Source organism: Neorhizobium sp. IRS_2294, from assembly GCF_050500145.1.
Classification (GTDB): domain Bacteria; phylum Pseudomonadota; class Alphaproteobacteria; order Rhizobiales; family Rhizobiaceae; genus Neorhizobium; species Neorhizobium soli.
This window is the reverse complement of sequence record NZ_CP191439.1, coordinates 2,635,600-2,654,642: the sequence shown is the minus strand read 5'-3', so window position 1 is coordinate 2,654,642 and position 19,043 is coordinate 2,635,600. Positions and strand designations below refer to the sequence as shown.

The following is a 19,043-nucleotide window of genomic DNA, read 5'->3' as shown; positions in this document are numbered from 1 at the left end:
GGCAAAGGTTTTGGGTTTTTAGTCCTGAAGCGGCTTGATCGTCTCGATCACACCACCGGCGTCGATGACGCCGCGAGAGAGATCGGTTCGGCCACGCGCAATTTCAATGACGGTGTAGAGCTTTTCATCCCGGAACGCGCTGGCGAAGTCGGTGCTGACGCCTTCGGCGGGCGCTGCGTCAACTTGCTGGAAGTCAACTTCCTGGCTGGTCGCGACAATCCTTGCATCGCCGGCAGTCCTTGCGGCAACCGTGACTGCGCCCTGCATGGGAGCATTCTGCCACCGCGGATCGTCGCTACGGGCGGTCGGTTCGAGCCTGTAGATGTTGAGCGTTTCGCCGGGCGTGGTCGTCACCGACGCGTCTCTGATCTGGGCCTGGCTTTCGACCGATTGCCCAACCCTTGTCTCGCTGATCGAGGTGTCCGAGAATTTGTCACCGTGGATGTCGTCGATATCAGACATTGCGTTTTCTCCTGCAAGGTTCCCGAACTGACGGCGGGTTGCACAGTTCCACTGCTCTGCTCGTTTACCGACAAGTGCTGCGATCGGTCGTTCGAGCCGTCTGGTTAAATGCGGAAGGCGACACCATATATTGGCGAGACGGACGAACAGGAGATACATCATGACAACCGAACGCGCAGTTTTAGCAGGCGGCTGCTTTTGGGGAATGCAGGATCTGATCCGCAAGCTTCCCGGTGTCCAATCCACACGCGTGGGATATACGGGCGGAAGTGTTGCAAACGCGACCTATCGCAATCACGAGGGCCACGCGGAGGCGATCGAGATCAATTTCGATCCGACCAAGACGACCTACCGCGACCTGCTTGAGTTCTTCTTCCAGATCCACGATCCAAGCACCCGCAATCGGCAGGGTAACGACGTCGGCTCGAGCTATCGCTCCGCGATCTTCTTCACCAGTGACGAACAGAAGAATGTTGCCGCTGACACGATCGCCGATGTGAATGCGTCCGGTATCTGGCCGGGCAAGGTCGTGACGGAAGTCGTGCCTGAGGCAGAATTCTGGGAGGCAGAGCCTGAGCATCAGGATTATCTGGTGCGAATCCCCAATGGCTATACCTGCCACTTCCCGCGGCCCAACTGGCGGCTGCCGAAGCGTGCAGCGTAACGGGTCGCCCGATAACATTATCCCGAAACGCACTTGGGCCCGGTGGAAACACCGGGCCCAAGTCGTAATGCCATCCCACGTAAGGACAGATCAGCTTACAGCGAGATCTGGCCTTCGTCGCTGCCGTCCCAATAGCGGATCGTCTTAGCCGTCACGCGGATCATCACGACACCGGGAGTGTCGATCCCTTCCGGGAAATACCGGTTGAGGTCCTTGGTCCAGTGATCCTTGAATGTCGCTTTGTCGGTGATGAGCGTTGCCGAGCCTTCAACGCCGACAAAGAGCGGCGAACCACCCAGCATGCCGACTGCGCCCGTATAGGTAAGGCCGACTGCGCTGTCGGCGCGGATTTCCGCAATCTTTCTCGACTGCTCGTAGGCGAAGAAATAGCTGTCGCCGTCGTACTCGACGTCGCCGTTGTTGCTCATCGGTCGCGAAGTGAGGTTGCCGGATGATGTCGTGGTGGTCAGCATGGCAAAGTCCAGCTTTGCCATCTTCTTCGACAGGTCGTGCAGCGTAAGTTCGGACATGGTTGCTCCAGGTGTTGCTCGAATGGAGTAGGAACTGGCGGTTCTCTCGTTGGTTCCGGTGCGCCAGTCTCGGGCGCCATAGACCGGCATCCGGTCACCTACCTACGTACGTTAACGTACCCTTCCCGGATTGGGCGTCATCGAACGGAACGATGAGCGCAACTGCGACTTGAGTTACCTCTAGTAGGAGGAGACGAGAATGGATGCCGATCTCAGATTGCACCACGAAGTCGTAGCACTTATTCCAGCGCTGAGGCGCTTTGCGATGCGCTTCCATCGAAACGCGACCGATGCTGACGACCTTGTCCAGGAAACCTTGCTCCGGGGCCTCGCGGCGCTGCCTTCGTTCGCCACCGGGACCAACCTCAAATCATGGTTGTTCACCATCATGCGCAACACCCATCATACCGCCTTTCAGCGGGCAAAGCGCATGAGCATCGGAACCGAAAATCTCGAGCACCTCATGCCTGCAGCGTCTTCGCCCCAGGAGTGGGCCATCCGCAAGAGCGAGTTCGACCGGGCATTGATGGCGATGCCGGAGACGTACCGGGATGCCTACAAGCTGGTGATCGAGGACGGTCAGTCCTATGACGTTGCAGCCGATAAATGCAATGTCGCCGTCGGTACGGTGAAGAGCCGGATCAGCCGGGCACGGCATTTCCTCGCCGCCCAGATGGGCGAGACTGTTTCCACCGTGGCATCGATCTGAATGCCAGATGATCGGATCGCGTCAGGCTGAACACAGTGTCAGCCAGACGACGCCGGTGAAGCAGAAGGCGGTCGAGAACAGCGCGGCGATCGACACGTAGATCGCAACGCCGTTGATGAAGCTGGACGTCTCCGAAACCGGTGCCTTCAGGCGCGGTCGTAACTGGCGCAGCAGGATGACGACAACCGCCGCAACGCTGGCGACCATCATCGTTATCAACAGCAGCCGGAGCGGCGATGTCCAGGCTCCGAGGTTGCCACTTTGCCAGTCCAGGCTGCAGCCGGTCGCCTGAACCGCGTAGATCGTCAGGAATGCACCACTCCAGACCACGAACGCCGAGATTGCAAGCAGAAGCGGATGGCGCATTTATAGGCCTCCTTCGCCGATCAGGCTTTGCAGCGTCAGATAGAATGCTGCGGCACTGATGCCTGCTGCTGCCGTGTAGTCATGCCAGAGCCTGCCAATCCTGAGATCGAGGGAGAGAATAGCCTTCCTGTTTCCGAGGCTCGTCCACAGGGCGTGGGCCGCAAACACGGCGCCGATGGTGCCGTGCAGGGCGGCGTAGATGAAGATCACGAACACGGAGGCGATCGCGGCATGGCCCGACGGCGCGGGGAGGACCAGCAACGCGATGGCGAGGAACAGCCCGGTCGAGATCAGGTGTCCGAGCAGCGCCAGCGCGCTGCCCACCGTCACTGCCCCGTTGCGACGTGCGGCGAGACGACCTCCAACACAGCTCATGATCACTCCGCCGACGGCGAGCGCCAACAGCTTTACGTCAACGACAAAGCCGGCCGGCGGCCAGTTGGGTGCGGAAACCCACAGGAAAAGGCAGCCGAACAACAGGGATATGTAGAGCGTCGCATCAGCGACAAGCGTGAGAACCATCGCCAGATAGGATGGCGGCGTGCTCGCATGCAGGTGAACCGGCACGCTTAACCCATGCCCGATCGGAACGAGATCGTTTTCGACGGGGAGGGGGTCGCGGCGTGTCCAAAGCCAGAAGCAGGCGATGATGGAGATCAGCGCCAGGGGCGTTGCCCAATAAAGCTTGAACAGCATCATCAGGAAAAATGCGCCTGTGGCGATCGCGGTCCAGAGCGGCAGGTATGTCTGGCGCGGCAGCATCACCACCTGGTCCGGCTCTCCCGTTACCGGATCCACGCCCAGCACTTCCATGCGATCATTGCGCGGCATGCCGAGGTAGCCGCGGCCAGACGCAAGGTAGGGGCCGAGCGTATCGGGATCGAGCAGGTCCGCGCGTTTGTTCACCCTCGGAATGGAAGCGAAGTTGTAGGACGGAGGGGGTGTCGGCATCGCCCATTCCAGCGTCCCGGCCTTCCACGGATTTCGTCTGAACGGCCGACCGAACTTGAACAGAAGGATGAAATCGAGCGCCACCAGCGCAAACCCCATCGCCATGATGAAGCTTCCCATCGACGAGATGAAATTCAGGGTCTCCCATCCGAACTCGGTCGGATATTCGAAGACGCGCCGCGGCATGCCGAGCAGACCCGTCAGGTGCATGAAGAAGAAGGTGACGTTGAACCCGATGAAGATCATCCAGAACGCCGCATTCGACAGGTGTTGAACGGGTTGTTTTCCGGTCAAATGCGGCAGCCAGTAATAGGCCATCGCCAGCATCGGGAAGATAAAGCCGCCGACGAGAACGTAATGCAGGTGGGCAACGACGAAATGGGTATCGTGGGCCTGCCAGTCGAACGGCACCATGGCCAGCATAACCCCCGTCAGGCCCCCGATGACAAAGACGAAGAAGAACCCGAAAATATGCAGCATCGGAATGGAAAAGCGCGGGCGTCCATGCGCCATGGTGGCGAGCCAGGCGAAGATCTGGACCGCCGTCGGCACGGCGACCAGCGCACTCGCCGCCGAGAAGAAGGAGAGCGCCACATGCGGTATGCCGACCGTATACATGTGATGCACCCAGAGGCCGAAGGACAGAAACGCCATCGAGACGATGGCCGCGACAATCACCCGGTAACCCGCGAGCGGCGTGCCTGAGAGCACGGGGAGAATGGTCGAGATCGCGCCGACTGCGGGCAGAAAGATGATGTAGACTTCCGGGTGACCGAACAGCCAGAACAGATGCTGCCACAAAAGCGGATCGCCGCCTCGCGTGGGGTCGAAGAACGGCAGGTCGAAGGCGCGTTCCACCTCGAGCAGGATCGATCCGAGGATGAGCGGCGGAAATCCGACCAGCATCATGGTTGCGACCACGAGCATGTACCAGGCGAAGATCGGCATCCGGTCAAGCGAAATGCCGGCGGCGCGGATCTTCACGATCGTCACGATGATCTCGACGGCAGCGGAGAGGGCAGAGATCTCCACGAAGGTGATGCCGAGCAGCCAGACGTCGGAATTGATTCCGGGAGAATAGACCGATGAAGATAGCGGCGTGTACATGAACCAGCCGCCGGAGGGCGCAACGCCGCCGATCAGCGCGCCGATCAGGATCATGCCGCCGAACAGGTAGCACCAGTAGCCGTAGGCCCCGAGACGGGGAAAGGCGAGGTCGCGGGTGCCGAGCAGTTTCGGCAAGAGGTAGATCGCCATGCCCTCGAAGAAGGGGATCGCGAACAGGAACATCATGATGGTGCCATGCATCGTAAACACCTGACCGTAGGTCTCGGCGTCCATGAACACGCTGTTGGCGGAGGCAAGCTGGGTGCGGATCAACATTGCCAGGATGCCGCCGATCCCAAAGAACACGAGAGCGGTCAGCATGAAACGGACGCCAACCACATTGTGGTTGACGGCAGCGAGACGACCCCAGCCGGGCTTTCCAGCCCATAAGCGGTCCAGCGCGCGATGCAGCGCAATCGGGTCGTGCCCGGGTGACGTGGGTTCGGTCATCGGGCGACTTCCCCGATGATTGCCTTTTCGAAATCGTCAGCCGTGTGCGCCTGTACCTCGAAACGCATGCCGGCATGTCCGGTGCCGCAATATTCCGAGCAGACGCCGCCATATCGTCCGGGTTGGTCGGCGCGGATGCGCAGCCGGTTGGCATGGCCTGGAACGGCATCGATCTTGCCGCCAAGGCGGGGAACCCAGAAACTGTGAATGACGTCCTCGCTTTCGGCGATGATTTCGATGGTTCTGCCCGCCGGGATATGCAGGAGGTCGGTTGCGGTCCGGCTGCCCGGCAGGGACGGGTAGGAGAACTGCCATTGCCACATGCTGCCGAAAGCCCTGACCTCCAGCACGTCCTCGGTCTTGTCGCTGCCGCCATTCAACAGAAATTCGCCTTGAGAAAACGCGTAGAAAGTCAGTGCGGTGAGGACGGGCAGGGGAAGAACGAGGCCGCCCCATACAATCCAGCCGCTCTGGGAGAGGCCGCGTCCAAAGCACGGGCGAAACAGGGTGGCGGCAAAGAGCCCGACGACGAGGGTAAAGAGGACGACAGACCCCCACAGCATCACCCACCACAGCTGGGCAATCGAACCCGCGGATGGTCCGGCGGGGTCGAGCGCGGAGAGGTCGCCGGTGCAACCGCTGAGCGCTGCAGAAACAGAGGCCAGCGCGAGGACGCGGAACCAAGTGCGGACCTGATGGATTTGCCCTGCGAACGGAGGGACGTAATGAAAGACGATACCGAAACGACGAACCCGGTCGTGGCCGATGTCAGGGACAAGGATGCCAGCTCGGCAATTGCCGTCGCCGGGCACCCGCTGCATGCGATGAGCGTGCACTTCCCGATCGCCCTTGCCTTCATAACGCTTGCGGTCGATGCGCTGTTCTGGTGGTCCGCCGATCCGTTCTGGCTGCGGGCCGGTCTCTGGAGTTCCGGTGGCGTCTTTTTCTTCGGTCTCGCAGCCGGTGCTGTCGGCACGATCGAGCTTTTGTCGGTGCCGGGCATTCGCGGCCGCGTCGCCAGCTGGGCACATGCGATCGCCGCGGTGACGCTGATCGCCTGCGCCGGCCTCAACTGGGGTCTGCGGGTCACTGGCGCCGGCGACGTGTTGCCGCATGGAATCCTTGTGTCTCTGCTCACCTGCATCATGACGGGCATGGCTGGATGGCATGGCGGCAAGCTGATTTTCGATCATGGTGTCGGCCTCATGGTATCGGCCAAGGACTGATGCGCTCGGCAAGCGTGCGCAGGCCGCCCGGGCGCATGAATTCGCCGGGCAATTCCAGTCCGATAAACGGTTTGGCGAGTGCGACGAACACGATTGCTCCAACGACCGCGGTGGTGACGATGGTTGCCGCAACAAAGCGCCAGACGGGATACGTCTCTCCCTCCTTGAAAAGCCGGATGATGATCAGGCCTGTCAGGACATGCAAGATGGCGAGCAGGCCAACGAACAGCAGCTTGATCGAAAACCACCCGGCAAACGTCTGCTGTCCAAAAATCAGAGCCGTGCCGCTGGCCACCGCCACGAAAGCCGCGGGCGAAATGATCGCCACATAGGCGTAGCGTACGATCATCTGAAGACGGTAAAGCGCATCCTTATCCTTCACATGGGCACGTTGCACGTAGAGGCCCGGTAAGCTGATCAACCCGGCTGCCCAGATGGCAATCGTGGTGATGTGAACGAATTTCAGAAATGCGATGATCAATACCGGCCCAATGCATGACGGATGTGGTGCAAGCGTGCGTAAATGGAGCCGTGTACCCGTCTTTCCAGGACACGAATCTGTGAGGACCTCGTAGCGGCCGTCCGTGCGCGGCGAGATCGAAGGCTGTGGGACTATCCGAGCAACCCGTCGCGCCCGAATTCTTCCCAGCCCGACAGGCCCGCGCCCTCGTTGTCATCAGCCGTTTTTCCAGCCGTCGATTGGCGTTTGGCGGCGGTCTTCAGCGAGCGGGTCAGCTTCGTCTTGAGCGCGGCCCGCCGTCTGTTTTCCGCCGCCATCGCCTTGTCGTCCTCCCGCCACTCGTCGACGGTGCCACCGTCGAGGAGTTCTTCGACGAGGCGTGGATCGAAGACATGGAAGGTGATCTTCTTTGCGCGTCCCGCCAGCCGCACGGTGCGAGTTCCGGCGCTGGGCAAGCGGCCATCGGTGAGCCAGCGAAGTCTTTCGGTCGCGGAAATCGTCAGGATATCCTGGATTTCGCGCGGTATCACGGCGAGGCCTTCGATGCCGACGAGCGCTTGGCTGACAACGCCCGACACAAAACGGAATTCGGTCTTCGACGTCTCGGGCATCGCAAGCACAAGGCTGCCTCCATCGAGATCCAGCAACTTGCGCGAAGCGGCAGGCAGGCGCGCGCGGATCTCCAGCAGGATCCCCTTGGCGCGGACCGCCGAGCCGAGCGTTGCCTTGGGAGGCAGGGGCCACTGTTTAAACAGTTCCGGCCCCTCATTCGTCTTTTGTTTTGGCATCAAGGATAAATGGTCCGCGGGGTCACTAGCGTCAATGCCGTTGTTGGCTGAGACTTGGCCGATGCTGTGCGTTGTATGAAACACAGACGAAACGCTCTCATTTGGCTGTGTCGGCAAAGACTGTGCCTTCAACTTGTTAGGAACACATTCTCATGACATGGTCTGCGCATCGGCATTGCTGATGAGCGTCGGGCTATTCGATGTTCGCAACTGCCGCTTTCGCTTCCTACCTTTGACCACGGATGTACTGGCACCGGTGAATGAAGCGACGATGAGGAAGGTCGGTGCAATTTTGCCCGGCCTTTTTTCATTCTAAACATACCGAAAGACAATCATGAAAAAGACCGATGCGGCGCTGCTTCTCAGGAAGGCTGAGCGACAGATTGCGAATACCAGCGGCGGTGGTCATCTCGGTGGCACAAATCACGGCCAAGGCTATGATGCCAAGACGACCGGCGCGCACAGCCAAGGCCGCAAGGCGTCGCCCCGCGGCGGCTCCGCCAAGAAGTAAGCGGGCTACCACACTATTGATCAGACCGTCGTTCACCACGGCGGGTTTTGTCGTTTTAGGGGTTGGGTATCTTCCCCCTCCATCGCTGCCCGTCTTGTTTTGACGCCACCTCAGGCGATGCGGGACGCGGTTCGCACCGGCTCTGGCCGAACCGCCGCCGGACTGCACACGAAAGTGTAATCGCCGAGGGGCAATCGTTGCCGCGGGTCTCCGGAACGATTTGGGATGGCTGTGGTTTCGGGTGGGATCAATCAGGAATACCCATGCCGCGCCTGAACTTCGCCGTCCCGTTCACATCTGCTTCCATCTTCTTGATGACGCTTCTGTCCAGCCCGGCTCATGCCGTGGATGCCTCGGGAACGCGCGCTGACCTGCGCGCGCCAAAACCGGTTGCAGGGCCGATCGAGGCGGGCGTCCCTCTTGTCGATCAGGCGAAAGGAGAAGTTGCCATCAAAACCTCTCAAACGAAACCGCGTCGTCTTGTGATTTTCCTGCACGGCATCAGAGGCTCCGGTTCGGTCATGGCGGCCATCGGCAATTCCTGGCAGTCAATCCTGATGGACACGCGGTTCGTCGCGCCGGATGCGCCGTTTGCGCATCGATCCGGCGGTCGTCAGTGGTTTGCGGTCGACGATCAGGTGCTGCGGCCGGATCGTATCGAAGGTGCCAGAAAGGCTTTCGACAAGCTGATGGCCGGCATCGTCGAACGCGAAGGTTTCAAAAGTGATCTGGAAAGTGTCGCCTTTGTCGGCGTGTCTCAGGGTGCAATCATGGCGCTGGATGCCGTGTCCTCCGGGCGCTGGAAGGTCGGCGCAGTCGTCAGTATTGCCGGCCTGTTGCCGCTGCCGCCCAAGGCCTCGGCCTCGAAGATACCGGTTCTTCTGATGCATGGCGAGGCGGATCAGACGATCCCGTCCGTGGCATCCGTTGCCGCCGCCGGCCAGCTGCGGGGCGCGGGTTACGACGTTACTTTGAAACTCTATCCCCAGGTCGGGCACACGATCTCGTCCGAAGAGGCGAGGCAAGCCGTGCTTTTTCTGCGCGACCGGTTTGATCGCTAGCAACAAGCGCGGGGCACCGCCCGGGAGCTAAGGTCGGTCCTCGTCAAACTGCTCCGCGTCCGGCAGCGCGGCAAGCCATGGCTCCCGTCGTTTGATCCAGAGTTCGTAGGTCGGCACTATACCCGAAGGCGCGTCGCGCAGGCTTCCGAGCTTGACCTCGGCTTCGTGCTCGTCGCAGGCGAAAAGCCTTGAACCGCACGACGGACAGAAGCGCCGTCCCCCTTGTTCGGCCGTCGTTCCTTCACTCAAGAAAGCATGATCAGGCCAGATGCCGAAATAGGTGAAAGCCGATCCGCTCTCCTGACGGCAGTCGGTACAGTGACAGAGCCCAACCCGCGTGGGTTCGCCCGCCACACTGAACGTCACCTTGCCGCAGAGGCAACCACCCATTCGCACGACCGTCATGACGACCTCCTCCGGAATGCGCTTCGTCTTTGTCCGGAACATCATCGTCCGGTGCTGGTTCCAATTGCAAGATCCAAGAAGGAACCGATATGACCCAACTGGCCGACAATTTCATCGCTGCCCTTCATCGTCTGGAAAAGTCCAGCGACGTCGATGCCATCGCCGGCCTGTTCCGCGACGATGCTGTCCTGTCCAACCCGTTGTCGATCCATGATTCAGCCGAGTCGGGAGCCGCACAGACGTTCTGGACGGCCTATCGCGCCGCGTTTTCAACGATCGAGTCCGAATTCATCAACGTCGTCGAAACCGATGGCGTCGCGATACTCGAATGGCGCAGTGACGCGGTTGTCGAGGGGCAGTCCGTGGCCTATTCAGGCGTCAGCGTTCTCGAAAGCGATGGCGAAAAGATCAAGTCGTTCCGGGCCTATTTCGATCCTCGCGAGCTTGTCGCCAAAGTCGATACCCGTGCGGTGGATGCAACGCCGAGCGACGTTGAGCCCGCCTGACTTTATGTCGAGATCGTCATCGCGGCCAAATCCCGTCTGCCGAAGCCCCGTCAGACCAGGGCGGCAGCGTTCTCCCGGGCGCTGTTCAGGCGCCCGGTCTGGATCTTGCCATGAAGCTCGAACCGCACGCCGTCGAAGTTGTAGAGGGTCTTGCCTTCGCCTTCAAAATACGCGGGCACGATCTTGTTGGTCAGCCGTGATCCAAATCCCGTCCTGGCCGGAGCCATTACGGGTGGGCCCCCGGTTTCCTGCCAGACCAAATGGAACGTCCCATCCGCAGTCACTTCCCACGAAATTCCGATCCGCCCGGTCTCTGTGGATAAGGCGCCGTATTTCACGGCGTTTGTCGCAAGTTCGTAGACCGCGAGCGAGAGTCCGATCGCCTGCTGCGATGCCACGTAGAGGTCCGGCCCGGAGATCACCGCACGATCGGACCGATCGAGATGCGCTGCAAGGGCTGCCTCGACGATCCCCCGGACGGGGGTGTTGTCGGCAGAATCGTGCAGAAGTTCCTGCGCGCTCCCAAGCGCGGCGATCCGGTCCGAGACGGTGGCCCTTGCCTGGTCGAGGCTGCTTGCCTGACGCAGCGTCGAGGAAACGACCGCGGCTGTTACCGCAAGCGTATTCTTGACGCGGTGTACCAGCTCGCGCTGCAATGCGCGCTGGTTCCTGCGGGCGAGCACTCCCGGCGTTGCGTCGAGGGCGATGTTGATCATGCCCTTGATCTCGCCCTTCTCGTAGAGCGGGCTGTAGGAAAAGGTCCAGAAGGTCTCTTCGTCGTATCCGTTGCGCCGCATCGTCAGAGGAAGTTCCTCGGCCCAGGTTCCATCTCCCGACAGCGCCTGGTTGACGAAAGGCTCGATATCCGGCCAGATTTCCGACCAGACCTGTTTGGCAGGCTGACCGAGGGCGCCGGCTTCCTTTGCGCCCAGAAGCGGTGCGTAGGCATCGTTATAGAGGATGTTGAGTTGCTCCCCCCAGAACACGCAGATCGCATGCTTTTGGCCCAGCATCATTTCGATGACAGAGGTCAGCGCTTCGGACCATGACGAAATCGGTCCCAGCGATGTTGGCGACCAGTCGTATTCAGCCGTCAGCCTCGCCATCCGGCCGTTGCCAATATTGGACAGAGGTCTTGTCATCTCGTGGTTCTTTCGCGGTGGGCGATCTCGATGTACCTCATTCAGATCGTTGAAGATAATCCCAATTCGAAGAGCGCGACGCTGAGCTGGCGTTCCGAGATCGGTTTCGACAGGAAGCGTGCTCCCTGCGGCAAACTACCCTGATCGGGCGAGAAACGTCCAGAGATGACGATGATTCTGCATTCCGGCCACCGCGAAGCCGTCAGGTTTGCGAGTTTGATGCCGTTCATCGATCCCGGCATGTCGATATCCGTCAGCATCGCCTTGACCGGAATGCCGGCCTCCAGAAGCGCAAGCGCCTGATCGGCATTGGCGGCTTCGACCACATCGAAGCCGCTGTCGCTGAGGACGTCCGCCAGATCCATGCGGATCAGACCGTCGTCTTCAACCACGAGGATGGGATGATGTTTCATCAATGTTCCTGCTGGAAACCCTGGAGGTCTGCGTCAATCCGGAAGGTGAGACCTGAAGGCTGGAATGTGAAGGCGACGGTACTGTCTGCGGTCCCGTTGAGCCCGGCATTGATCAGACGCAAACCGGAGCCGGGGCCTTCGGGTTGTTGCACCGGCGGCCCGCCTGTCTCGGTCCAGATAAGTTCGAAGCGATCCGATTTCGGGCCGGCGATCTTCCACTGGATATTGACCCGCCCGTCCGGAAGCGAAAGGGCTCCGTATTTGACCGCATTCGTCGCCAGTTCGTGCAGGATCAACGAGAGAGAGAGGAAGGGCGCGAGCCGACCTTGATATTCGTGCCTGTAACGGTGATGCGGGGATTTGCAGGGTCGTCATGAAGGGACGTCATCTTGTCGACGAGCTGCGTGACAGTCGAGGCGCCCATACCGCCTAGCAGAATGGTATCGTGGGCGGCGCTGAGGACGGCGATCCGGTCCGAAAGGCGGACTCTGGCGCTGGCGAGGTCTGTCGAATTTCTAAGCGTCTGCGATGCGATCGCCTGCACCATTGCAAGCTGGTTTTTCAGGCGGTGCCCCAGTTCATGCGACAGCTGTGCCTGTTTTTCCTCCTCCGCTCGAAGCTCCGTGACATCGATTGCCTGAACGAGAATGCCGATGACCTTGCCGTCGTCCTCCACCATGGGCTGATAGGCGAGATCGATGACCCGGTCTTGCTTTTCGCCGGCGGTTCCTCTGTTCAATTCGATCCGAAGGTTTTTCGCAACGAAGGGTTCGCCCGTCTGGTAAACTCTGTCGAGGATGTCGATGTAACCCTGGCGGACCACTTCCGACACGGCCTCGGCGACCGTCTTGCCGATGATGTCGCGGCCGCTGCCGATCATCGAATAGTAGACTTCGTTGGCGTATTCAAAGACGTGATTGGGTCCGGTCAGCATGGCGATACCGCCGGGGCTGAGCTCGAAGACCTGCTCGAAGCGCTCCCGCAGGGTCCGTTCGGCGTTTCGTGCCGCCACGGTCGATGTCTGCTCGGTGCAGGCGCAGAACATTCCCAGCACCGTTCCCCAGGGGTCTCGGACCGGCGTGTAGGAAAAGGCGAAATGCGTTTCTTCGGGAACGCCGTTGCGATGCATGACGAACTCGATATCGTCCATCGACGTACCTTGTCCGGCATAGGCTGCAGAAATGATCGGCTCCACCTGATCCCAGATGTCGTGCCACAGTTCGCCGAAGGGTTTTCCGAATGCGGCCGGATGCCGCTTGCCGCACATTTCGGCGTAGCCGTCGTTGTAGAGCGTCGTCTGTGAAGGGCCCCACACGATCAGCATCGGTTGCAGCGACCCGAGCATGACGTTCACCAGAGTCCGCAACTCCACGGCCCAGCGATCCTTCGGGCCTATATCTGAGGATTCCCAGTCATATACGTCGAATAGATTTCGACACTCTGGATTGGTTTCCAGCGTCAATTCCTTACCGTCCTTCATCAGCGCGCGCACAGGAACGCCTTTACCGGTCGTTTGTTCCAGGTGCTAGAAGAGTGTTCTACGGCCGCCCATAAATCATAACTTTCCCCTGCTTCCAATGGCTGGGAAGCAGGGAGCAACGACGGAGCTGCTTCGTAGGGGGGCGGACTGAGCGGATCAAGCTCAGCTCATGGAGCGGGCGGCGATGTAACCGCAGGCGCTGGCGATGCCCGTCAGGACTGTTCCCCAGATCATGTCGATGACGACAAGCGAAGCCGGCCAGTTTTTCAGTGTCGAGAGATTGGTGATGTCATAGGTGCCGTAGGCGGCCAGACCGAGCAATGCGCCACATCCGATCGCAACCCACAAAGACCCTCCATCGAGACCCGGTTTTACCGCCAGGATGACGATCGCAACCGCGAAGAAGAGGTAGAAGATCGCAGCGATCCCGAGATTGGGAGAGGGAAGCATGAGGTCGCCGAGTTTTTCCCGGTACATCTTGCCGGCAACAAGGCCGAGCCACACAGCGTCGATTGCGAGAAAGGAAACGAGAGTAGCCACATAGGCAATGGCGAGAGATTTCATGAGGCGTTCCACATCAGGGTTGAAGTGCAGAGATAACCCTGTGTTGTTCACCTTGTTCCGCCCGACCAATGTGGTTGTGATCGCAGGCGGCGAGGACCGTTTGCGCAGCGGTCAATCGACGACTTTCTCGAGACGGAAATAATACCGGCGTGGGTCGCCTTCGACGATCATCTTGCCCGCAATCTCTGTATAGGAGATCCGCCGGAACATGTCGGTAATCGGTTGCTGGTCGTAGACCATCGCGGCAGTCAACACGTCGCGATCCATCCTGTTTTCCAGGGATGCGGTGGTGGATTTTGCGCGCACGCGCGGGCGTATGTGGGAAAACAGGTTCACCGCGCTCGAGGTGCGGCCGAACCTTGCAAGCCGGATCGCCCACCGGATGGGAAACACTTTCGGGTCGACTGCAACCAGCCTGCCCGGTGCGCCCTCAAACAGCAGCGCATCAGCCCGCCCGTCCGGATGGAAGCGCTTTCCGAACCAGCGCAGGTTTTCAAGGACGCCATCGAGCGGATGGCCGGACGGGTGGCCGCGGCCTCTCCACAGGCCGACCATGTCCTGAGGCCTGACCGGCTCAAGGGACGCGAACCACTCGGCGCTTTCATCCTGCAATGCCTGCGCTGGGCTTTTTGTCATTATTTTCGCGGTCCTCAGCCGCCGCCCGGCGAAACGCTCTCGTCATCCGTATCCGGCAACGAGCCTGTGCCAGGCGTCTTGCTCTCATCCATCAGTTCAGGCTTGGCGTGCGGACCGGCGGCGGGGCTATCCGATGTCGCCGGCGCTTTCTTGCCAGTTTCTTCGACGGCTTCCTGAGCGTTCTTGTTATCGTCCATGATATCTCCCATTCGGCTGCTACAAGACTGTAGAGGCTCAGTCAGGAATGGGTGGGCACGGCAAAATGTTCCATGGGGCCGTTGTCCGCCGCATCACCGGTTGGCAAAACTCTGTGTCAACGGCCTGAGCGCGCGTCCGTGTCCAGGCGCGATCGAATCGCGGCGGCCATCTCGACTGCTTCTTCTCTGGCATTGTGAAAATAGCTGATAAGGCCCGGCGTCATACCGATGAACCAGAGGCCTGGAATATCAGGGCCGCTCGGGGATGGGACGTGACCGTTCTCGATGACCAGCTTGCCAAGAAGCGATTGATGGTGCGCGCCGTAACCGGTCGCGTAGATGATCACATCCGGGGCTGTCACCACGCCGTTCTTGTGCAGAACGATGCCGGCTTGCGTGAATTCGACAACTTCGCCGACAACCTTGATGCGGCCTTCACGTACGGCCTTGATGGCGCCGTCATCGACCGGGATCGCCACATGATCGCGGGCAAGCCGCGTTGCGGCCTTGTGCGATGATCTGGGAAACCCGAGCTTGGTCAGATCCCCGAAGGCCATGCGTTCCGTCAGCGAGATTGCGATATCGACCACAGGCGTGGGAAGACGTGCCAGCCATGGCGAGAATTTATGGACGGCCACGCCGAACAATCGCTTGGGAAGAACCGATGAACCGGTGCGAACGGAAAACCAGCAGTCGGCCAGATCGACCTTCGCCAGGTGATTGGCAATGTCGAACCCCGAATTGCCGGCGCCGACGATCAGCACCCGCTTTCCCCGGTACTGCTTCGCATCCCCGAAGTCGCAAGCGTGTATGCTTTGTCCGCCGAAGTTTTCCGCACCCTTGAACAGAGGTTGCCACGGATCGCCATCGCGTCCTGTGGCGACCACGACGTTGCGGCACAAAACCGGACCGGCGGATGTTGCAAGATGGAAGACGCCGTCGCGTCTGCTCAACGCCTCAACCGAAACGCAGTGTTCAATATCAAGGGCGTTGTCACGGGCAAACTGCGCCAGATGCTCGGCCACCACGTCGCGTTTTGGAAAAGCCGAGGTTCCGCTCGGGTATTGCAGCCCCGGCATGTGGGAAATGTCGCGATGCGTGTTGAGAGAGAGCTGCGGATGGCGCTTGCGCCAGGTCGATCCGACCTGCTCTTCACGGGCAATGATTCGGGCGCGGATGCCGCGCCTTCCCAGCTCATAGGCGGCGGTCATTCCAGAAAGCCCGGCACCAATGACCACGACATCTTCGATTTGGAGAGGCTCAGCGGGCAGATTCATGGCCAGACAATGCTGAAAAACATGCGCTGCTGCAACACCCAATCCTGAAACAGCGGGGAGATGCCCTCCCAGTTTAGAATATCTCTATGTACCGTAAGACGCGCATGCCAAAAGTACGGACATCGACTTTGAGGAAAATCGTATGGCAGGCCTCCGCGGGTATATCGACTCGGTTCTTGACCGTGGCCTTCCGAATCTCGCGTCCGCTCAGTTGTCAGATGAACGCAGGATGGAGCTTTGCCGGCAACACGGCGACTTCTCGCTGGCGTATTCGACGGCGGTTCAGAAGAACCTCAGCCACTTCGGCGACGACAAGGGATATATCGCCTACGCGACGAAGATGGGGCACATGTTTGCCTTGGGCGATCCTGTCGCCGACAAGGCCGATCGTGCCCGGTACGTGTCTGATTTCGTCGCAGCGGCCGAACGTCCCTGTTTCGTGCAGATCGGCCGGCAGACGGCAGAGACACTGTCTCGGCTCGGCTACCGGATCAATCAGATGGGCGTCGATACCCATCTCGTGCTCAACGAGCATTCGTTTGCCGGAAAGAAGAACGAGACGGTCCGCTATTCGGAGCGGTGGCTGCTGAAGAACGGTTACCGGATTGTCGAGTGTGACGGCAGTCTGGCCAGGCCCGACCAGATCAAGGCCGTTTCCGAAGAATGGCGCGCTGGCCGCATCGTCCGTCGGCGGGAAATGTGTTTCCTGAACAGGCCGTTCAAAGCCGAGCTGTCGGCGCATATGCGCCGGTTCCTGATCCTCGATCCGCAAGGCGAAACCATCGCCGTGCTCGATTTCGATCCGATTTTCGATGCGGGGCAGGTGACGGGATACACGTCCACGTTCAAGCGGAAGAAGACAGGGACGACCCCGCATGCCGAGATCGGTCTGACGAAGTTTGCGACGGACCGCTTCAGGGAAGAGGGCAGGTCGCTGGTGACGCTTGGGCTTTCGCCCCTTGCGGCGATCACGACAAGCGGGTTTGCGGAAAGCGCATTCTGGCGCGGCAGGTTCGAATATGCCTACAAGTCGCCGGCCATCAACAAGAGGATCTTCAACCTGCAGGGACAGGCGGCATTCAAGCGCCGGTTCCATGGCGCCGAAGAGCCGACCTACATCGCCTTCAAGCGTCGCAGCCCTCTGGAAATGCTTGCTCTTTTGAGACTGCTCAAGACCCTCTGAGCCGAGGTCACTTCTTAACCGGCTTTCCGTAAGCCGCAGAATAGGCGAGGGCCACGAAGGCTCCGCCGATCACATTCCCGATCGTTGCCGGCAGCAAGTTGCCGAAGATGTCGCTGATGCCCAACAGCGCCGTCGAGGGTTCAAGCATGCCCTGGACGAGAGTGGCATAGGTCAGCAGATACATGTTGGCGATGGAGTGCTCGAAGCCTGCCGCGACGAACGCTGCGACCGGCAGAAGCAGACCGAAAATCTTCTGCGTGACCGTATGGCCCGCATAGGCCAGCCAGACACCGAGACAGACAAGCGTGTTGGCAAGGATGCCGCTTGCAAGCGTTGTTGCGAACCCCTTGGCAGTCTTCGTTTCAGCAAGCTCGAATGCCGCGCGACCGACCGCTCCGTCGCCGGCCTCATGCAAGCCGGCGAAAACCGCGACGACAGCAAGCGCAATCGAACCGGCGAAGTTGGCCAGATAGACAGTCGTCAACGCCCCCGCCGCCCGGCCAGCGGGGATCCGTCCGGCAACCACCGGACCGATCATCAGTGTGTTGCCGGTGAACAATTCTGCGCCGGCGACCATCACCAGTGCGAGACCGAGCGAAAACACCGTGCCGGCGAGGATCTGCCCGACGCCGAAGGGAAGGCTGTCGGCGCCAGCCAGTGCCACCGTCGCAAACAGTCCACCGAAGCCGATGTAAATGCCGGCAAGCATGCCGAGAATGATCATCTTACTGAGGGGAAGGCCGGCTTTGTCCTCGCAGGCAGAAAAGACCGTCTCGCAAAGGTCGGGCGGTGGCGGTAGTGAATTGGTGTCCGACATGACATCCTCCTGTCGATCGTGTCCGGCGAGGACGTAAATGAGACAGACGACGAATCCGGGAAGGGCACGATCCCGTGAGCCTGTTTTGAGGAGGGTGTCGTGGGACTGCGTCCTTAGAGGTCCGACGTGGTTCCACTCAGTTTCGCGCTGAGAGCGTTTATGGTCGCCAAGGTCGCGTTGACTTGAGGCTGATCCATGCCGACGGCATCAACGATGCACTGCGTCACGGCGTCCGACTTCTCCTGTAGGGCGCGGCCTTTTTCCGTCAGGTAGATATCGACGCGGCGCTCGTCGTCGTCCCTGCGCATCTTTGTCACGAGACCCATCAGCGAAAGCCGCTTGATCAATGGCGTGGTCGTGCCGGAATCGACGCCGAGCCTTTGCGAGATCTCGCCCACGGAAAGGCTGCCCTCGCTCCACAGAAGCTTCATCGTGAGAAACTGCGGATAGGTCAGCCCCGTCGGCGCCAGCGCAGTCCGGTAGACCCGGTTGAAGGCCTGTTCCGCTCTATAGACGGCGAAGCACAGCATTTGGTCGAGTTCAACCGATGCCGGTTTTTCAGGGATATCTGTCATTCGCGCAATCTATATTGTGCGCAAGGTAATTGCAAGCAATTGACAGGCGCTGCAGAGCGCGATATCAATGGCGTGCAATTGAGTTGCGAATTAAGAAAATTCATCCGCCCCAACCCAGGAGAAGACTATGTCTGTCGACGCGAAGTACAAGACCAGCGCAACTGCATCCGGCGGTGGCCGTGACGGCAAGACGGCGCTTTCCGACGGGACGCTGGAACTGCAGCTGGTCGTGCCGAAGGAACTCGGTGGCCCCGGCGGTGATGGCGCCAATCCGGAGAAGCTGTTTGCGCTTGGATATTCGGCCTGCTTCCTCGGCGCCCTGCGCGTCGGCGCTACGCAGCTGAAGACCAAGGTTCCGGATGGTTCGACCGTTGATGCAACCGTCGGCATTGGCCCGCGCTCGGAAGGCGGCTTTGGCATCACCGCTGCCCTGGATGTTTATCTGCCGGGTATGTCGGAAGCCGACGCACAGAAGCTCGTCGAAGTCACCCACGACATCTGCCCGTATTCCAACGCGATCAAGGCAAGCGTCGACGTCGATTTTACGATCCGCACCTGATCGA

26 protein-coding genes are annotated in these 19,043 nt (G+C 60.2%); 8 read left to right on the top strand and 18 right to left on the bottom strand.

The window, feature by feature from the left end:
- Window positions 1-18: 18 nt before the first annotated feature.
- Window positions 19-462, bottom strand: a complete 444-nt coding sequence (locus ACQY1K_RS12890; protein WP_113165507.1) for a hypothetical protein — start codon at window positions 460-462, stop codon at window positions 19-21.
- A 160-nt stretch (window positions 463-622) separates the two neighbouring features.
- Here ACQY1K_RS12890 and msrA point away from each other — a divergent pair, with 160 nt between their 5' ends.
- Window positions 623-1,126 (top strand): peptide-methionine (S)-S-oxide reductase MsrA, encoded by a 504-nt coding sequence (gene msrA, locus ACQY1K_RS12885; RefSeq protein WP_174196259.1) that lies wholly within the window; start codon window positions 623-625, stop codon window positions 1,124-1,126.
- Window positions 1,127-1,221: 95 nt separating this feature from the next.
- Here the strand turns inward: msrA and ACQY1K_RS12880 are convergent, their stop codons facing one another.
- Entirely contained in the window at window positions 1,222-1,656 is a 435-nt protein-coding gene (locus ACQY1K_RS12880; RefSeq protein WP_174196260.1) for a pyridoxamine 5'-phosphate oxidase family protein, read from the bottom strand.
- Between the two features lie 199 nt (window positions 1,657-1,855).
- Between ACQY1K_RS12880 and ACQY1K_RS12875 the strand changes: the two genes are divergently transcribed.
- Window positions 1,856-2,365: a sigma-70 family RNA polymerase sigma factor gene (locus tag ACQY1K_RS12875; RefSeq protein WP_062460596.1), complete on the top strand. Its 510-nt coding sequence runs from the start codon at window positions 1,856-1,858 to the stop codon at window positions 2,363-2,365.
- Window positions 2,366-2,386: 21 nt separating this feature from the next.
- On the opposite strand, the gene ACQY1K_RS12870 is transcribed toward ACQY1K_RS12875, so the two are convergent.
- The 3 genes from ACQY1K_RS12870 to coxB are packed head-to-tail and all read right to left on the bottom strand — an operon-like array spanning window position 2,387 to window position 5,904.
- The gene (locus ACQY1K_RS12870; protein ID WP_062460593.1) at window positions 2,387-2,731 is read right to left on the bottom strand and encodes a hypothetical protein; all 345 of its coding nucleotides are present in this window, start codon (window positions 2,729-2,731) and stop codon (window positions 2,387-2,389) included.
- On the bottom strand, window positions 2,732-5,239 hold the full coding sequence (gene ctaD / locus ACQY1K_RS12865) for a cytochrome c oxidase subunit I (protein ID WP_430257544.1): 2,508 nt from the start codon (window positions 5,237-5,239) through the stop codon (window positions 2,732-2,734).
- Entirely contained in the window at window positions 5,236-5,904 is a 669-nt protein-coding gene (gene coxB, locus ACQY1K_RS12860; RefSeq protein ID WP_430259008.1) for a cytochrome c oxidase subunit II, read from the bottom strand. The genes ctaD and coxB overlap by 4 nt, the downstream gene beginning before the upstream one ends.
- A 60-nt stretch (window positions 5,905-5,964) precedes the next feature.
- Here coxB and ACQY1K_RS12855 point away from each other — a divergent pair, with 60 nt between their 5' ends.
- Complete coding sequence (locus ACQY1K_RS12855; protein WP_062460587.1) at window positions 5,965-6,465, top strand: DUF2231 domain-containing protein; 501 nt, start codon at window positions 5,965-5,967, stop codon at window positions 6,463-6,465.
- On the opposite strand, the gene ACQY1K_RS12850 is transcribed toward ACQY1K_RS12855, so the two are convergent.
- Window positions 6,443-6,946 (bottom strand): CopD family protein, encoded by a 504-nt coding sequence (locus ACQY1K_RS12850; protein WP_180215467.1) that lies wholly within the window; start codon window positions 6,944-6,946, stop codon window positions 6,443-6,445. The genes ACQY1K_RS12855 and ACQY1K_RS12850 overlap by 23 nt on opposite strands.
- A 131-nt stretch (window positions 6,947-7,077) precedes the next feature.
- Window positions 7,078-7,713, bottom strand: coding sequence for a hypothetical protein (locus ACQY1K_RS12845; protein ID WP_113109825.1), 636 nt, complete (start codon window positions 7,711-7,713; stop codon window positions 7,078-7,080).
- A 334-nt stretch (window positions 7,714-8,047) separates the two neighbouring features.
- Here ACQY1K_RS12845 and ACQY1K_RS12840 point away from each other — a divergent pair, with 334 nt between their 5' ends.
- On the top strand, window positions 8,048-8,224 hold the full coding sequence (locus ACQY1K_RS12840; RefSeq protein ID WP_430257543.1) for a hypothetical protein: 177 nt from the start codon (window positions 8,048-8,050) through the stop codon (window positions 8,222-8,224).
- Window positions 8,225-8,487: 263 nt separating this feature from the next.
- Window positions 8,488-9,285: an alpha/beta hydrolase gene (locus ACQY1K_RS12835; protein ID WP_244631413.1), complete on the top strand. Its 798-nt coding sequence runs from the start codon at window positions 8,488-8,490 to the stop codon at window positions 9,283-9,285.
- 27 nt (window positions 9,286-9,312) lie between these two features.
- Here the strand turns inward: ACQY1K_RS12835 and ACQY1K_RS12830 are convergent, their stop codons facing one another.
- Complete coding sequence (locus ACQY1K_RS12830; RefSeq protein WP_430257542.1) at window positions 9,313-9,690, bottom strand: GFA family protein; 378 nt, start codon at window positions 9,688-9,690, stop codon at window positions 9,313-9,315.
- Window positions 9,691-9,779: 89 nt separating this feature from the next.
- Here ACQY1K_RS12830 and ACQY1K_RS12825 point away from each other — a divergent pair, with 89 nt between their 5' ends.
- On the top strand, window positions 9,780-10,196 hold the full coding sequence (locus ACQY1K_RS12825) for a nuclear transport factor 2 family protein (RefSeq protein ID WP_430257541.1): 417 nt from the start codon (window positions 9,780-9,782) through the stop codon (window positions 10,194-10,196).
- Window positions 10,197-10,246: 50 nt separating this feature from the next.
- Here the strand turns inward: ACQY1K_RS12825 and ACQY1K_RS12820 are convergent, their stop codons facing one another.
- From ACQY1K_RS12820 to ACQY1K_RS12785, 8 genes are all read right to left on the bottom strand, one after another.
- Window positions 10,247-11,338 carry a sensor histidine kinase gene (locus ACQY1K_RS12820; RefSeq protein ID WP_245341542.1) on the bottom strand — a complete coding sequence of 364 codons (1,092 nt, stop codon included), beginning with the start codon at window positions 11,336-11,338 and terminating at the stop codon, window positions 10,247-10,249.
- Between the two features lie 41 nt (window positions 11,339-11,379).
- Window positions 11,380-11,751, bottom strand: a complete 372-nt coding sequence (locus ACQY1K_RS12815; protein ID WP_062455024.1) for a response regulator — start codon at window positions 11,749-11,751, stop codon at window positions 11,380-11,382.
- Window positions 11,751-12,047 carry a hypothetical protein gene (locus ACQY1K_RS12810; protein ID WP_430242585.1) on the bottom strand — a complete coding sequence of 99 codons (297 nt, stop codon included), beginning with the start codon at window positions 12,045-12,047 and terminating at the stop codon, window positions 11,751-11,753. The genes ACQY1K_RS12815 and ACQY1K_RS12810 overlap by 1 nt, the downstream gene beginning before the upstream one ends.
- Window positions 12,044-13,123: a PAS domain-containing protein gene (locus ACQY1K_RS12805; protein ID WP_430257540.1), complete on the bottom strand. Its 1,080-nt coding sequence runs from the start codon at window positions 13,121-13,123 to the stop codon at window positions 12,044-12,046. Before ACQY1K_RS12805 ends, ACQY1K_RS12810 begins: the two co-directional genes overlap by 4 nt.
- A 270-nt stretch (window positions 13,124-13,393) precedes the next feature.
- The gene (locus ACQY1K_RS12800) at window positions 13,394-13,795 is read right to left on the bottom strand and encodes a DUF2177 family protein (RefSeq protein ID WP_092659988.1); all 402 of its coding nucleotides are present in this window, start codon (window positions 13,793-13,795) and stop codon (window positions 13,394-13,396) included.
- Window positions 13,796-13,906: 111 nt separating this feature from the next.
- The gene (locus tag ACQY1K_RS12795) at window positions 13,907-14,431 is read right to left on the bottom strand and encodes a GXWXG domain-containing protein (protein ID WP_113109829.1); all 525 of its coding nucleotides are present in this window, start codon (window positions 14,429-14,431) and stop codon (window positions 13,907-13,909) included.
- A 14-nt stretch (window positions 14,432-14,445) separates the two neighbouring features.
- A complete protein-coding gene (locus ACQY1K_RS12790; protein WP_062582515.1) occupies window positions 14,446-14,628 on the bottom strand; it encodes a hypothetical protein in 183 nt (60 codons plus the stop codon).
- A gap of 116 nt (window positions 14,629-14,744) precedes the next feature.
- Entirely contained in the window at window positions 14,745-15,905 is a 1,161-nt protein-coding gene (locus ACQY1K_RS12785; RefSeq protein WP_430257539.1) for a flavin-containing monooxygenase, read from the bottom strand.
- Between the two features lie 142 nt (window positions 15,906-16,047).
- Between ACQY1K_RS12785 and ACQY1K_RS12780 the strand changes: the two genes are divergently transcribed.
- Window positions 16,048-17,088: a phosphatidylglycerol lysyltransferase domain-containing protein gene (locus tag ACQY1K_RS12780; protein WP_062455036.1), complete on the top strand. Its 1,041-nt coding sequence runs from the start codon at window positions 16,048-16,050 to the stop codon at window positions 17,086-17,088.
- 7 nt (window positions 17,089-17,095) lie between these two features.
- Here the strand turns inward: ACQY1K_RS12780 and ACQY1K_RS12775 are convergent, their stop codons facing one another.
- Window positions 17,096-17,905, bottom strand: a complete 810-nt coding sequence (locus ACQY1K_RS12775; protein ID WP_430257538.1) for a formate/nitrite transporter family protein — start codon at window positions 17,903-17,905, stop codon at window positions 17,096-17,098.
- 113 nt (window positions 17,906-18,018) lie between these two features.
- A complete protein-coding gene (locus ACQY1K_RS12770; protein WP_082476256.1) occupies window positions 18,019-18,480 on the bottom strand; it encodes a MarR family winged helix-turn-helix transcriptional regulator in 462 nt (153 codons plus the stop codon).
- Window positions 18,481-18,607: 127 nt separating this feature from the next.
- Here ACQY1K_RS12770 and ACQY1K_RS12765 point away from each other — a divergent pair, with 127 nt between their 5' ends.
- Window positions 18,608-19,039, top strand: a complete 432-nt coding sequence (locus ACQY1K_RS12765) for an organic hydroperoxide resistance protein (protein WP_062582523.1) — start codon at window positions 18,608-18,610, stop codon at window positions 19,037-19,039.
- The last annotated feature ends 4 nt before the right edge of the window (window positions 19,040-19,043 follow it).

Excerpts from the sequence above, each read along its gene's own strand:
- ACQY1K_RS12820 (WP_245341542.1), bottom strand. The coding sequence starts at position 11,338 with ATGACAAGACCTCTGTCCAATATTGGCAACGGCCGGATGGCGAGGCTG.
- ACQY1K_RS12870 (WP_062460593.1), bottom strand. The coding sequence starts at position 2,731 with ATGCGCCATCCGCTTCTGCTTGCAATCTCGGCGTTCGTGGTCTGGAGT.
- ACQY1K_RS12880 (WP_174196260.1), bottom strand. The coding sequence starts at position 1,656 with ATGTCCGAACTTACGCTGCACGACCTGTCGAAGAAGATGGCAAAGCTG.
- ctaD (WP_430257544.1), bottom strand. The coding sequence starts at position 5,239 with ATGACCGAACCCACGTCACCCGGGCACGACCCGATTGCGCTGCATCGC.
- ACQY1K_RS12800 (WP_092659988.1), bottom strand. The coding sequence starts at position 13,795 with ATGAAATCTCTCGCCATTGCCTATGTGGCTACTCTCGTTTCCTTTCTC.
- ACQY1K_RS12765 (WP_062582523.1), top strand. The coding sequence starts at position 18,608 with ATGTCTGTCGACGCGAAGTACAAGACCAGCGCAACTGCATCCGGCGGT.
- ACQY1K_RS12855 (WP_062460587.1), top strand. The coding sequence starts at position 5,965 with ATGAAAGACGATACCGAAACGACGAACCCGGTCGTGGCCGATGTCAGG.
- ACQY1K_RS12770 (WP_082476256.1), bottom strand. The coding sequence starts at position 18,480 with ATGACAGATATCCCTGAAAAACCGGCATCGGTTGAACTCGACCAAATG.
- ACQY1K_RS12875 (WP_062460596.1), top strand. The coding sequence starts at position 1,856 with ATGGATGCCGATCTCAGATTGCACCACGAAGTCGTAGCACTTATTCCA.
- ACQY1K_RS12815 (WP_062455024.1), bottom strand. The coding sequence starts at position 11,751 with ATGAAACATCATCCCATCCTCGTGGTTGAAGACGACGGTCTGATCCGC.
- ACQY1K_RS12825 (WP_430257541.1), top strand. The coding sequence starts at position 9,780 with ATGACCCAACTGGCCGACAATTTCATCGCTGCCCTTCATCGTCTGGAA.
- ACQY1K_RS12845 (WP_113109825.1), bottom strand. The coding sequence starts at position 7,713 with ATGCCAAAACAAAAGACGAATGAGGGGCCGGAACTGTTTAAACAGTGG.
- ACQY1K_RS12780 (WP_062455036.1), top strand. The coding sequence starts at position 16,048 with ATGGCAGGCCTCCGCGGGTATATCGACTCGGTTCTTGACCGTGGCCTT.
- ACQY1K_RS12795 (WP_113109829.1), bottom strand. The coding sequence starts at position 14,431 with ATGACAAAAAGCCCAGCGCAGGCATTGCAGGATGAAAGCGCCGAGTGG.
- ACQY1K_RS12840 (WP_430257543.1), top strand. The coding sequence starts at position 8,048 with ATGAAAAAGACCGATGCGGCGCTGCTTCTCAGGAAGGCTGAGCGACAG.
- ACQY1K_RS12775 (WP_430257538.1), bottom strand. The coding sequence starts at position 17,905 with ATGTCGGACACCAATTCACTACCGCCACCGCCCGACCTTTGCGAGACG.
- ACQY1K_RS12890 (WP_113165507.1), bottom strand. The coding sequence starts at position 462 with ATGTCTGATATCGACGACATCCACGGTGACAAATTCTCGGACACCTCG.
- ACQY1K_RS12785 (WP_430257539.1), bottom strand. The coding sequence starts at position 15,905 with ATGAATCTGCCCGCTGAGCCTCTCCAAATCGAAGATGTCGTGGTCATT.
- msrA (WP_174196259.1), top strand. The coding sequence starts at position 623 with ATGACAACCGAACGCGCAGTTTTAGCAGGCGGCTGCTTTTGGGGAATG.
- ACQY1K_RS12830 (WP_430257542.1), bottom strand. The coding sequence starts at position 9,690 with ATGACGGTCGTGCGAATGGGTGGTTGCCTCTGCGGCAAGGTGACGTTC.
- ACQY1K_RS12835 (WP_244631413.1), top strand. The coding sequence starts at position 8,488 with ATGCCGCGCCTGAACTTCGCCGTCCCGTTCACATCTGCTTCCATCTTC.
- ACQY1K_RS12790 (WP_062582515.1), bottom strand. The coding sequence starts at position 14,628 with ATGGACGATAACAAGAACGCTCAGGAAGCCGTCGAAGAAACTGGCAAG.